The organism is Streptomyces sp. NPDC038280 (assembly GCF_055600045.1).
Genome location: NZ_JBVJYZ010000004.1, coordinates 321,618 through 333,564, shown reverse-complemented (window position 1 = coordinate 333,564; position 11,947 = coordinate 321,618). Strand labels below are relative to the sequence as shown.

General features: G+C 69.0%; 14 protein-coding genes and 1 tRNA gene. 5 read left to right on the top strand and 10 right to left on the bottom strand.

Going from position 1 to position 11,947, the window contains the following annotated elements; translation table 11 throughout:
- Window positions 1-20: 20 nt before the first annotated feature.
- The 3 genes from mscL (at window position 21) to ACZ7J0_RS12440 (ending at window position 1,874) form a co-directional block, all read left to right on the top strand.
- Window positions 21-476, top strand: coding sequence for a large conductance mechanosensitive channel protein MscL (gene mscL, locus ACZ7J0_RS12450; protein ID WP_470886543.1), 456 nt, complete (start codon window positions 21-23; stop codon window positions 474-476).
- A gap of 145 nt (window positions 477-621) precedes the next feature.
- On the top strand, window positions 622-1,485 hold the full coding sequence (htpX, locus tag ACZ7J0_RS12445; protein WP_470886541.1) for a zinc metalloprotease HtpX: 864 nt from the start codon (window positions 622-624) through the stop codon (window positions 1,483-1,485).
- Complete coding sequence (locus tag ACZ7J0_RS12440; protein ID WP_470886540.1) at window positions 1,482-1,874, top strand: YccF domain-containing protein; 393 nt, start codon at window positions 1,482-1,484, stop codon at window positions 1,872-1,874. Before htpX ends, ACZ7J0_RS12440 begins: the two co-directional genes overlap by 4 nt.
- Window positions 1,875-2,244: 370 nt before the next feature.
- Here the strand turns inward: ACZ7J0_RS12440 and ACZ7J0_RS12435 are convergent, their stop codons facing one another.
- On the bottom strand, window positions 2,245-3,483 hold the full coding sequence (locus ACZ7J0_RS12435) for an APC family permease (RefSeq protein ID WP_470886538.1): 1,239 nt from the start codon (window positions 3,481-3,483) through the stop codon (window positions 2,245-2,247).
- A gap of 84 nt (window positions 3,484-3,567) precedes the next feature.
- On the opposite strand from ACZ7J0_RS12435, the gene ACZ7J0_RS12430 reads away from it, so the two are divergent.
- The gene (locus ACZ7J0_RS12430) at window positions 3,568-3,837 is read left to right on the top strand and encodes a GlsB/YeaQ/YmgE family stress response membrane protein (RefSeq protein WP_470886536.1); all 270 of its coding nucleotides are present in this window, start codon (window positions 3,568-3,570) and stop codon (window positions 3,835-3,837) included.
- Here the strand turns inward: ACZ7J0_RS12430 and ACZ7J0_RS12425 are convergent.
- From ACZ7J0_RS12425 to ACZ7J0_RS12410, 4 genes are all read right to left on the bottom strand, one after another.
- Window positions 3,834-4,472, bottom strand: coding sequence for an alpha-ketoglutarate-dependent dioxygenase AlkB family protein (locus tag ACZ7J0_RS12425; protein WP_470886535.1), 639 nt, complete (start codon window positions 4,470-4,472; stop codon window positions 3,834-3,836). The two genes, ACZ7J0_RS12430 and ACZ7J0_RS12425, sit on opposite strands and share 4 nt — an antisense overlap.
- On the bottom strand, window positions 4,469-4,972 hold the full coding sequence (locus ACZ7J0_RS12420) for a methylated-DNA--[protein]-cysteine S-methyltransferase (protein WP_470886534.1): 504 nt from the start codon (window positions 4,970-4,972) through the stop codon (window positions 4,469-4,471). The genes ACZ7J0_RS12425 and ACZ7J0_RS12420 overlap by 4 nt, the downstream gene beginning before the upstream one ends.
- Window positions 4,973-5,284: 312 nt before the next feature.
- Window positions 5,285-5,671, bottom strand: a complete 387-nt coding sequence (locus ACZ7J0_RS12415; protein ID WP_470886532.1) for a rodlin — start codon at window positions 5,669-5,671, stop codon at window positions 5,285-5,287.
- A gap of 302 nt (window positions 5,672-5,973) precedes the next feature.
- Window positions 5,974-6,462: a YajQ family cyclic di-GMP-binding protein gene (locus ACZ7J0_RS12410; protein ID WP_468708407.1), complete on the bottom strand. Its 489-nt coding sequence runs from the start codon at window positions 6,460-6,462 to the stop codon at window positions 5,974-5,976.
- A 216-nt stretch (window positions 6,463-6,678) separates the two neighbouring features.
- Between ACZ7J0_RS12410 and ACZ7J0_RS12405 the strand changes: the two genes are divergently transcribed.
- Window positions 6,679-6,760 (top strand) — tRNA-Tyr (locus ACZ7J0_RS12405).
- A 180-nt stretch (window positions 6,761-6,940) separates the two neighbouring features.
- Here ACZ7J0_RS12405 and ACZ7J0_RS12400 read toward each other — a convergent pair.
- From ACZ7J0_RS12400 to ACZ7J0_RS12380, 5 genes are all read right to left on the bottom strand, one after another.
- A complete protein-coding gene (locus ACZ7J0_RS12400; protein WP_470886530.1) occupies window positions 6,941-8,323 on the bottom strand; it encodes a tyrosine-type recombinase/integrase in 1,383 nt (460 codons plus the stop codon).
- Window positions 8,320-8,529 carry a helix-turn-helix transcriptional regulator gene (locus ACZ7J0_RS12395; RefSeq protein WP_470886528.1) on the bottom strand — a complete coding sequence of 70 codons (210 nt, stop codon included), beginning with the start codon at window positions 8,527-8,529 and terminating at the stop codon, window positions 8,320-8,322. Before ACZ7J0_RS12395 ends, ACZ7J0_RS12400 begins: the two co-directional genes overlap by 4 nt.
- Window positions 8,530-9,030: 501 nt before the next feature.
- The gene (locus tag ACZ7J0_RS12390) at window positions 9,031-10,509 is read right to left on the bottom strand and encodes an ATP-binding protein (RefSeq protein ID WP_470886526.1); all 1,479 of its coding nucleotides are present in this window, start codon (window positions 10,507-10,509) and stop codon (window positions 9,031-9,033) included.
- Window positions 10,510-10,511: 2 nt separating this feature from the next.
- Complete coding sequence (locus tag ACZ7J0_RS12385) at window positions 10,512-11,378, bottom strand: bifunctional DNA primase/polymerase (protein ID WP_470886524.1); 867 nt, start codon at window positions 11,376-11,378, stop codon at window positions 10,512-10,514.
- A gap of 85 nt (window positions 11,379-11,463) precedes the next feature.
- Window positions 11,464-11,946, bottom strand: a complete 483-nt coding sequence (locus tag ACZ7J0_RS12380) for a hypothetical protein (protein WP_470886522.1) — start codon at window positions 11,944-11,946, stop codon at window positions 11,464-11,466.
- Window position 11,947 lies beyond the last annotated feature (1 nt).

Here is an 11,947-nt window from a genome sequence, read left to right as displayed (position 1 = left end):
ACACATCGAGGAGCAGTACCGTGCTGAACGGTTTCAAGGACTTCATCCTTCGCGGAAACGTGATCTCCATGGCCATCGGTCTGGCCGTCGGATCCGCGTTCACCGCCGTCGTGACCGGTTTCAGCAAGGCCTTCATCACCCCGCTCATCGGCGTCGCCACGGGCTCCATCGGGGACTTCAACGAGGTCACCTTCAAGGTCAGGGGGGTGGAGTTCCCGTACGGCCTGTTCATCGCCGCCGCCATCTCCTTCGTGATCACCGCCGCGGTGCTGTACTTCGTCGTCGTCGTCCCGATGATGAAGATCCAGGAGAAGTTCACCCGCGACGAACCGGTGGACGCCAAGGCCACCCTCCGCGACTGCCCCCGCTGCTACACCGAGATTCCGGCCATCGCCACCCGCTGCGCCCACTGCACCAGCGACGTGGAGCCGATCGTCGAGGCCATGGAGAAGGCCGGGCTCCCCGCCCAGCGCTGACTCACCCGCACGGCCCACGCGGCCTCCCGTGCGCACTGGGGAACCTGCGTCTCCCGCCTGGCGTTGACCGGTACGGGAGGGTCCACTGAAGCAGTGGACCAGCACAGGCAAAAGGTCCCCTGCCGCACCATTTGGAGGGCGTACCGTGCACCGCCGGCACAACGGGCTGAGGACCGCCGTACTCCTCGGCGGACTGTCCGCACTCATCATCCTCATCGGCAGTTTCTTCGGCCGTACGGGCCTGATCGTGGCGCTTGTCGTAGCCCTCGGCACCAATGCGTACGCCTACTGGAACAGCGACAAGATGGCGCTGCGGGCCATGCGGGCCCGTCCGGTCAGCGAGTTCGAGGCCCCGGCGCTGTACCGGATGGTCCGCGAGCTCTCCACACAGGCCCGCCAGCCGATGCCGCGGCTCTACATCTCACCGACCCAGGCGCCGAACGCCTTCGCGACCGGTCGCAACCCACGCAACGCCGCCGTCTGCTGCACGGAGGGGATCCTGCGGATCCTCGACGAGCGTGAGCTGCGCGGGGTCATCGGCCATGAGCTCAGCCATGTCTACAACCGGGACATCCTCATCTCGTCGGTCGCCGGCGCGCTCGCCTCGGTGATCATGTTCCTGGTGAACTTCGCCTGGCTGATCCCGGTCGGCCGCTCCAGCGACGACGACGGCCCCGGACTGCTCGGCATGCTGATGATCATGATCCTCGGGCCGGTCGCCGCGTCGGTGATCCAGCTCGCCATCAGCCGCTCCCGGGAGTACGAGGCGGATGCCTCGGGGGCGCAGCTCACCGGCGACCCCCTGGCCCTGGCCAGCGCCCTGCGCAAGCTCGACTCCGGCACGAAGCAACTCCCGTTGCCGCCGGAACCCAAGATCGAGACCGCCAGCCATATGATGATCGCCAACCCCTTCAGGCCGGGCCAGGGAGTCTCCAGGTTGTTCTCGACGCACCCGCCGATGGCGGAGCGGATCGCCCGACTCGAGCAGATGGCAGGTCGCCGCCCGTGAAGACAATCCTCAACATCATCTGGCTCATCCTCTGCGGATTCTGGATGTTCCTCAGCTACCTCCTCGCGGGCGTACTGCTCTGCGTCACGATCATCGGCATCCCCTTCGGCCTGGCCGCCTTCCGGATCGGCGTCTACGCCCTCTGGCCGTTCGGCTACACGGTCGTCGACCGCCGGGACGCGGGTGCGCCGTCCTGCGTCGGCAACGTCCTGTGGCTGATCCTGGCCGGCTGGTGGCTGGCGCTCGGCCATGTCGTCACCGGCATCGCGCTGTGCGTCACGATCATCGGCATCCCGCTGGGCATCGCGAACTTCAAGCTGATCCCGGTCTCACTGCTCCCCCTGGGCAAGGAGATCGTCCCCACGGACCAGCCGTTCGTCACGCGTTAGCGGACTCCCCGAAGTCGCCCTGGTCACCCCGCCCGGCAGTCGGACCGCGGGCCCGTCCGTCCACGCCCTGTGCGAAGGACGTGGTCGGCCCCTTCGCCGGCGCGGCGCCAAACGGCCCGGCGCGGGCCAGGCCCGTCGAGGTGACCTTCATCGACTGCTCCCCGCGCGGCGCGCTGCCGGACGCCCTCGAGGGGGACGGCCGGGCCCACGGCATTCCCGTGTCGCGGGCCCAGCTTCGGCGAGCCCGCCGCCGCCCTCGCGGCAGCGGGCGTGGAGCTGGTCCCCGACTGATTGTCAGTGCCGTGGTCCACCATGAACACATGACCGACATCGAGCAGTCGGCGCACCACCGGATATCCGGCGGAGCGCCTCAGCGCCGCCGTACCGCGTAGACGACCGCGCCCGCCGCCAGCACCGCGGCCCCCGCCGCCACGGAAGCCCACGGCAGCGAGACCGCCAGCACGGCGCACCCCACCAGGCCGAGCGCCGGCAGGAGCCGGCCCCCGATGCGGCTCGGCTCGCTCGCCCTGCCGAGCGTCCACGCCGAGGCGTTGGCGATGGCGTAGTACGTCAGCACGCCGAACGACGAGAAGCCGATCGCCCCCCGCACGTCGGCCGTCGCCGCCACCACCGCGACGACCAGCCCCACCGCGAGCTCCGCACGGTGCGGGACCCGGAACCGGGGGTGGACGGCGGCGAGCGCGGCCGGCAGATGGCCGTCGCGGGCCATGGCCAGGGTCGTACGGGACACACCGAGGATCAGCGCGAGCAGCGAGCCGAGGGCGGCCACAGCCGCGCCCACGCTCACCACGGGGACGAGCCACCGCGCGCCCGCCGCCCGGGCCGCGTCGGCGAGGGGCGCCGCCGACCCGCCCAGCGCGCCCGCGCCCAGCACCGAGAGGACGGAGACCGCGACAGCGACATACACGAGCAGCGCGATGCCCAGGGCCAGCGGCACGGCGCGGGGGATGGTCCGGGCCGGGTCCCTGACCTCCTCGCCGAGCGTGGCGATCCGGGCGTACCCGGCGAACGCGAAGAACAGCAGTCCTGCCGCCTGCAACACCCCACTGGCCGAGGCGTCGGAGCCCCATGCGAGATGTCCCAAGTCCGCCCGCCCCGAGCCCAGACAGGAGACGACCACCGCGACCAGGACAGCCAGCACCGACGCCACGATCGCCCGGGTCAGCAGCGCCGATTTCTGAACGCCCCCGTAGTTCACGGCAGTCAGCGCCACCACCGCCGCGACCGCCACCGCGTGCGCCTGATCCGGCCACACGTAGGCGCCGACGGTCAGCGCCATCGCGGCGCACGACGCGGTCTTGCCCACGACGAAGGCCCAGCCCGCCAGATACCCCCAGAAAGGACCGAGCCGTTCACGACCGTACACATAGGTGCCGCCCGACGCCGGATAGAGGGCGGCCAGCCGGGCCGACGCCGTCGCATTGCAGTACGCGACCACGGCGGCCACCGCCAGGCCCGCGAGCAACCAGGACCCGGCCGCCGCGGCGGCCGGCCCGAGCGCCACGAAGATCCCTGCTCCCACCATCGCGCCCAGCCCGATGACGACCGCGTCGAAGACCCCCAGTGACCGGCGCAGTTCCTGTGTCATGTGCCGCACCCTACTGTTCGCCGCAACCACCCCCGGCGCCGTACGCGTCCTTGGGGACACCACGTGGAAAGGCAGGTTCAGGGCATGGGCATCATCAGCTGGATCGTTCTCGGCCTGCTCGCCGGAGTCGTCGCCAAGATCCTGCTGCCCGGGCGGGACCCGGGCGGTCTGATCGGCACGACCCTCATCGGCATCGCCGGCGCGTTCATCGGCGGCTGGATCTCGGCCCGCTTCATGGACCGGCCGATCAGCAACCAGTTCTACGACGGCGCGACATGGATAGCCGCGATCGGCGGCTCGCTCGTGCTGCTGATCGTGTACCGGATCTTCTTCGGCCACTCGCGCTCCCGCTAGAGCGGCAGGCCGGTCTCCCGCAGGGTGATGTTGAGCCGGCCGGTCAGCCCGAGGGCGGGATCGGCCGTCCCCGGGCGGACCTTGGGGACGCCGTGGTAGGCCATGCGCGAGGCGCCACCGAAGACGAAGAGATCTCCCGAGACCAACTCCACATCCGTGTAGGGCCGTCCGCGGTTCTCGGTGTTCCCGAACCGGAAGACACAGGTGTCCCCCAGGCTCAGGGAGACCACCGGCGCGGTCGACCGTTCCTCCTTGTCCTGGTGCATGCCCATCTTCGCGCCCGCCCCGGCGTCGTAGAAGTTCACCAGCGCGGTGTCCGGGGCGTACCCGCCGTGCTCCCCGTACGCCTCGGCCACGGCCTCACGCCCCAACTCCGCGAGCCACTCGGGGAATGCGACGGCCGCGCTGGTGTAGCGGTAGGGCTCCCACCGCCTGCCGACGCACAACGTCTGTACGGACATCACCCCGCCGCCCGGCAGCACGGTGTGCCGGAACGGCAGCGGCCCCCGGGCCCACTCCCTGCACGCCTCGACCAGTTCCCCCTGGCGCTCCGGGGACAGCCACCCCGGCACGTGCACGGCGCCGGGCGCCACGACCGCCCGCGCACTGGGCAGCGGGAACAGTCCGTCCGTCACGGCGCCAGCGCGCCTTCCAGAGCGAGCAGTCGCTCCTTGCGCTCCACCCCGCCTGCGTACCCCCGCAGCGCCCCGTCCGCACCGATCACCCGGTGGCAGGGCCGCACGACCAGCAGCGGATTGCGCCCGATCGCGGTCCCGACGGCCCGGACACCCGCCCCCGCCACCCCGACGAGCCGGGCGATCTCTCCGTACGTCGTCGTCGTGCCGTACGGAATGTCCTCCAGCGCCTGCCAGACGCGCCGCTGGAAATCCGTACCAGCGCTCACGTACTCGAGATCGAAGCGCCTCAGCGTCCCGGCGAAGTACGACCGCAGCCGGCCGCCGATCTCCTCGAACGCCGCCGGGTCGTGCACCCAGCCGTCCTGGACGGCGACGGCGCCCTTCTGCCCGGTCAGCGAGAGCGAGGCGAGCGCGGTCCCACCCTTCGCCGTGGCGGACACCTCACCGACCAGCAGCATCTCGCCCAGGGGACCGCCGACCCTCGCGTACACCGTCATGGCTCGTCTTCCTCCACTCGCGTCCCTGCTGTCCTCTACGAGTCTGCGTCCGGCGCCTCGTCGCTGCTGGCGGTATTCGGACATCATCTCGCAGCCATGACACGGTGCCGGACATGACTCAGCCCCCTCACCCGGCATGGAATGCGCCTGGCAGGGGGCTGAGGAATCGAGCACCGGAAAACATCGCAAAAACCGGGGCCCGCAATTCAACGAGCGAAAAACGAGCAAAAAGCCGAAGACGAGACGACGAAGCCCCGGCTGCCGCAGGCGGAGGAATGGCCCGCGGTGGCCGGGGATTCACATCACCGACGATCAGCTCTGGTTGTTGGAGCCGTTGTCCGAGATGAGGCCGTCCAGGACGTGCGACAGCGGGTTGTCGCCGTTCTGGTTGGCAGAGATCTGGCTGCAGTTCTGCTGCGCCTTGCCTTCCAGGAGGTCCTGAACGTTGACACCGATGAGGGCCGCAACCTGGGCGTGGATGTCCTGGATGGGCACGCAGTTGAGCACGCCACCCTGGATGAGGGCCATGTTCGGGCTCATCTCGCCGTAGGTGGTCGTGGCGCCGATGTTCTGCGAGGCCTTGTTGCCGATCTGGGTCGCGTGGTTACCGTCGTCCGCGATGGCGTGCGGGGCAGCAGTCGCCGAAACACCGAGGACGGAGGCCGCCATCGCCGTCGTAGCAAGAATCTTCTTGATCACGAGTTTTCCTTCTTGTGCTGAAGAGCCCTGGCATGCTCCGTTACCGAAGCGAGCTGATCAACCGCCGGGAAACCGGATTGGTTCCGCGAGTTCACTCGCGTGGCGCAATCAACAGATCAACGCCATAACGCGGGAACGCGAGTACATAAGAGACCCCGGGCGCCTCGAAACCCCGCCGGAAAGGGTTCTGCCCCGCCCTGGAAGCACCGCGAGCCCATCCGCGGTGACGGATGGGCTCACACAGGGGCGCGCAAGATCGCCGACGCGAACACCGGGCTGCCGCGGGGGGCCGGCCGCCGTGATCAGCGGTAGTTCACGAACTGGATCGCGAAGTCCAGGTCCTTGCCCTTCAGGAGCTGCTGCACGGCCTGGAGGTCGTCACGGCTCTTCGAGCTGACCCGCAGCTCGTCACCCTGCACCTGCGCCTTGACGCCCTTCGGGCCCTCGTCGCGGATGATCTTCGCGACCTTCTTGGCGTTGTCCTGGGAGATCCCCTCCTCGATCGTGGCGAAGATCTTGTACTCCTTGCCCGACAGCTGCGGCTCGCCGGCGTCCAGCGCCTTCAGCGAGATGCCGCGCTTCACGAGCTTCGTCTCGAAGACGTCGAGGATGGCCTTGACCCGCTCCTCGGAGTTCGCCTCCATCAGGATCTTCTCGCCGGACCAGGAGATCGAGGCCCCGACGTTCTTGAAGTCGTAGCGCTGCGAGATCTCCTTGGCGGCCTGGTTGAGGGCGTTGTCGACCTCCTGCCGCTCGACCTTCGAGACGATGTCGAAACTGGAGTCGGCCATGTCCTGTGGCTCCTTGTATCGGGTGCGTAGGGGCTGCTGAGGGATAGCTCAGAGGGGCGGCCGGGCTGCCCTGACCACCACCCCAAAGCCTAGCCACCCCCACCCACCCCGGGCGCTGATCAATCCGGTGGCGAAGCACCCCCGGTCATCAGGTATCGTTTACGTCGTTGCCACGGAGCTCCGCCCCAAGCGGTCACTCTCGGCAACGCATCCCATGGCGGTGTGCCCGAGTGGCCAATGGGAGCGGACTGTAAATCCGTCGGCTTAGCCTACCCAGGTTCGAATCCTGGCGCCGCCACGCGATAGAAACGGCCCCTGATCTGCGGAAACGCGAATCAGGGGCCGTTTTCGTGTGTAAGTGTGACTGGCCGGGCTGTCTCGCGGTGTCTCGCTCCACCACGCTCTCTACCAGCGTGTGTGGACGGAGCGTGGACGGAGATTCTGGCCGCCACCAGCACTGATGGACGGCGCCCTTGGCTCAGCCGCCAGACGCAGGTACGAGGTGCTGGTTGAGGCGCGCGGAGATCTTGGCGTTGGCCGCCTCGTCGCCACCCTTCAGGAACTTTGCATAGACGCGGAAGAGGACGCCTGTGCTGTGGCCGGCCCGCTGGGCGACCAGCTGCGGCTCGACTCCGGAACTCAGCCAGGTGGACACGGCTGCGTGACGAAGGTCATACGGCCGCTTGGCGAGCTTCGTTTCCTGTTCGGCGGGTGAGAGGACGTCCTCGCGGGCCCTGGCCCAGACCTCGCCGTACCCGCTTTCCTGCACCATGCCGCCGCGAGCGGTACGGAACAGCCGACCATCGGCGTGGGTGCCGTACAGGGTGACGTGCCACCGGAGCATGGCCACCAGCTCGGGTGGGATCGGTACGTAGCGGACGCTCTTTCGGGTCCGGTGTTTGAGCCCTCGGCGGTCATGAGCCTCGCCGGTATCCGTCCATGAACTACCGGAGCGGGCTCGACTCTCACGGAGCCGGAACAGGCCCCAGCCCCGCCGGGGCAGATCGCAGTCCTGGAGTCGAAGCCCGACCAACTCGCCGGGGCGGGCTGCCGAGTAGTAGAGGCATCCGAAGAACGCCTCGAGGTGCCGCCCGCGATACCCCTGCTTTCGTACGGCGGCCAGGAGGGCGGCCGCCTGAGCGGGATCCGGGACACATTCGGGGTCTACCTGTTCCTCCACACGCTCGGGTGCCTTCCACCGGACCGCTGGGAGCGGGTTCTCCGCCAACAGTTCGGCATCCACGGCGTAACCGAGGGCCTGGTGGAAGATGGCACGCTTCCGTGCGATGACCGACCCCGACGACGTCTTGCTGTCGAGGCGCCGGGAGCAAGCGTCCAGGGCCTTACGTACGAGCATTCGGTCCGAAAGAGCAGAGGTGGCCACGGACTTCCGTTCCACCCATTCAAGCAACTCCTTGATGTCGGCCGGCGGCTCCTCCTTCCACTGGTTCACATTGAGGCCCCAGGTGTAGAGCGCTCGCCGGACGGCCTTGTGGTCGGCCATCCCCTTTGTGTCCTTCACGAGGGCGAGCGTCACCGTGGCCATGGCCTCAGCGAGGTTCCGGCGCGTGGAGGCGGGGGAGTGATCCCACTTCATTGCCACGTAGTTCCTGGCGTGTTGGTACCAAGTGATGTCCTTGGACTTCTGGACCATCGACTTCGGTAGGCCGCTTTCGACGTCCCAGGGTTCGCCGTCGCGAGCGGCCGTGACGAACTGCGCGCGGCGGCTCTCGGCGAGCCCCCGCGTCAGGAAGGACTCGGAATGGGGCCGGGTGCCCACCTGCCAGCGGAGCTGGAACGGCTTGCGGTACGGACGCTTGCGGATACTCCAGATCCGTACGGTGTAGCTCCACTCGCTCACGCGGCCTCCAGCTCGTTCATGAACGCGTCCAGGACGCTCCGGCGCACGCGGAGGTGGCCATTTGGCAGGCGCCGGACCTCGGGGGCATAGCCCCTGTTGCGCCAGCGGTAGTACGTGGCGCGGGTGATGCCGATCTCTTCGAGCGCCTCGCTAAGAGGCAGCCACTCGTCGGCGGATGGCCGACGGCGGCGGGCGAGCGTGGTCACGGGAGACTCCTCGGGTGAAAGTCGGAGTGAGATCACTTTGAGTCGCGAGCCAGGGGCGGGCGTGGGGCTCCTCGGAACGTCCCTCCTGTCCGAGGCGGCGATTTCTGCGTCACCGCGTCATCCGCGTCATTCGCTGAGCTGACCTGCGGTCTTCGGTGACGGAGAGGGCGCGGCCGTGTGTCACCGGTCCGTGGTGGTGTCTGTCACCGGTGACGCCGATGACGCGGGGTGACGCAGCCTTCGGGCTCTTGCGTCACCGGCGTCACCGCAGGTCACCGGCCGCATTCCGCCGTGTGGTGACGCAGGTGACGCAGCGTCTCTTCTCTTGGGACAAGAGGGAGGGGTGTCTGTTGTGGTGCGCGCCTTAGAACGCGACGACAGAGCCGCTGCGCGGCGCGCCCCATGCAGGGGCGGCGTTGCCGCCAGAACAGCAAGAGGAGCACGCCAGGCGCCCCCGGCGGGGTGCTCCTCTTGCTTGTGCGGTGACCGTGGCGGCGCCGGTTAGAACATCGGCTTCTGCTGGTCTGGCGTAGGCAGGGCGGGCGGTCGGGTCATCTCGATGTAGCGGGCGGTTTTAGTGCGGCCCCAGTCGACGAGGACGCCACGTGCGGCGAGGGTCGGTTGAAGTCGCTTCAGGCGGTCCGAGAGGACCTTGCCTGTGGTGGGCCATCCCTTAGGCAGGGGGTGGAAGTCCTCTCCGGTGTAGAGCTGGGTGAGGCAGTGCAGCCACTCGGCAGACGTCATCCGGACTTCCACGCCCGCGTCGAGGCCGGCGGCGTGCTTGAGCACGGTCTGGGCGAGGAGGTCGCCTTCGATGACGTCGTCGTTGAGGTCGTCCAGGCTGGCCCGGTAGGCGTCCAGCGCTCCGAGGCCGGTCGCTGCGTCGAGCTGCGCGCACAGGTGCGCGAAGTCGGCCATCCGCAGATCGGTGGGGATGTCGGCATCGGCGGCACGGACCTTGACGGTGAGGTCGAGGAGGGAGCCGAGGATGACGGGCAGGATCTCTGCGTACTCCGCCCACAGCTCCGCTTCCGTCCGCCGTACGCGGGGGCGTTCAAGGCGGAGCGGGAGGAGTCGTTCGGCGAGGTCGGGGCGGATGACGCCGACGTCGATGCCGGTCAGGAGCAAGGGGCGGCGGTAGCGGGCCCGTACGACATCGCCATCGGTGTAGAGGGCGCGCTTCACTGTCTCGGCGCCGGTGACGATGCAGCACATGGCGTCGGACAGGTCCGGGGCGAGGTGGGAGAGGTTGTCCAGGGCGGTGACCCATCCGGCGGCCACGGCCGCGATCAGGTTCTCCTCGTCCTTCGGGGCGCGGCGCAGATCGCCGCTCATGCCCTCGATGATCCGTACGAGCATCCGCCCGCCGGTCGATTTGCCCGCGCCCTGGGGGCCGGTGAGAAAGGGTGCGGGGACGGGTACGGACGGCCCGAGGCAGCCGATCAGCCACGCGATGGCCAGGCACTCGGTCTCGGCGCCTGCGAAGTTGCACAGCCGGAGCAGGAGGTCGAGACCCTTGCCATCGGTGTCCTTGGCCGGCAGGGGCAGTTCTCCGGTGAGCTGTGTCCGCCGCCAGCACACCTCCTGCGGCGGTGGGGTGGCGATGTCCCAGCCGGTGGGATGGATGCGTACGGACTGTCCGTCGTTGCGGCCCAGGTCGAGCCACGTCGCCCCGTCGAATCCGGGCGCGACCCGGATATGAACGGGCTGCACCTCCTGGCTCATCGCGAGCGCTTCGATCAAGTCCAATGCCTCCTTCAGGGCGGTTCCGTTGAACACGCCGCACCCGTCCGCGAAGAGGCCGACCATGAGTTCCTGCCGGTGGCTGCCCGCAGTTCCCTGTGAACGGATCGGACGCGCGACGGGGTGGCCGTTCTTCTGCGCGTACACCGTGCCGTCGGCCGTGCGGAAGTACCGGAAGTGGGATTGCGCGTAGTCGGTGATGATCTGGCGGGCCGGGGTCTTGTCGTCGTCGGACATGGTCACAGTCCCAAGCTCGTGCGGGCGTTGGTCCAGGCATCGGTGCAGTGCCGGAGAGACTCGCCCTTGGCCTGGGCGGCGGTGAACAGACGAGTGGTGTGTGCGTTGGTGAGGCAGCCGCACCGGCCGTGGGCGGACAGCACCGCGAGGAACGTCCGGTACACGGTGGTGTGGATCGCGCTGCGGGCCTCGGTGATGCGCTGCTCGGCCATCGTGATGCCGCGCTCGAGGTAGACAGGCGAACGGTGAGGGCACTCCCCGCCCCCGGCCGGCGCGGGCACGGTTACGGCGCACCGCGTCGGCCGGACGGTGGCGGGGTCCTTGACGACCAGGGCGCGGACGCCTGCCGGAAGTGGTGCCAGGGTGCCGGTTCCGGGGCCGAGCCAGCGGGCGTAGGACATGGACGACTTGATGTCCACACCGGGCCGTACGTGGTTGGCGGAGCGCATCGCGCCCCGGTAGATCCAGTGTTCTCCCCGCGTCGTGGCCACGGTCCGGGTCTGGGGCAGGGTCTCGCGGGCCCAGGCGATGGCGTCGGCGTCGTCCAAGTCGACCACGGTGGCCCCGGCGCCGCCGGGGTGGTAGGCGACCGTCTCTGCCTGCTGCCATGCGGCCGTCCAGGCCGGGGAGGCGAGGACGTTGGGGTCGGTCGCTGCGGCGGCCCATCCGTGGCAGGGCAGGGGGCAGGCGCAGGGGCCGGGGGTCTTCATGTTCGGCCGACCACCACACACGTTGCCGGTGCATGTGGGGCAGTTGCCAAACGGGACCTTCCCGGCCCGCAGGGGCAGGACCGGCACGCCAGCGGCGGCTAGGCGCAAGGCGAGTAACAGCCGCTCGCTGTCTCGCCGGATGGGGACGGAATGGGTCATGCTGGTGGTCCTCCTGTTTCTGCGAAGGGACGGAGAGCCGGGGCGGTCGCGGTCTTGTGGTGAGAGGCGGCCGCCCCGGGCGTATCTACTGGTGCTTGGCCCAGTGGGCGTACTGCTGGCGGATGTAAACGCGCGGGTCGGGAACCGTCTCCGCCCCGTCGATGTCCATCACGCGGCGGGCTGTCTGGTCGGCCAATGTGCATGCGTCGCCCGTCATGCCTTCGGCTTCGTCCGTGAGGGCGATGCGGTCGAGGACGGCGGCTTTGCGGAGCCAGAACTCCCGGTTGAGCAGGGCGTAGGTGGGCCGGCCGATCGCTGCGTTGGCGGTCCATCCGATTTCGCTGACGATGCTCGGTGCGAGCGCGTAGGCCTCTTCGGGAGTGGGCCACTTCTCTGTGTCCAGCTCCGGGACCCTGGCAGGGCGGTGGTCGGCGGTGATGTAGAGGCGGGTGCGCTGTCCGTCGCGGGTGCCGTGCTGGCGCACCGAGCCGGTGAGGAACGCTGCGGTGAGCGTCTTGGTGACGCTTTCGGTGTCGGCCGGGTCGCAGATGACGCGGATTTCGAACATG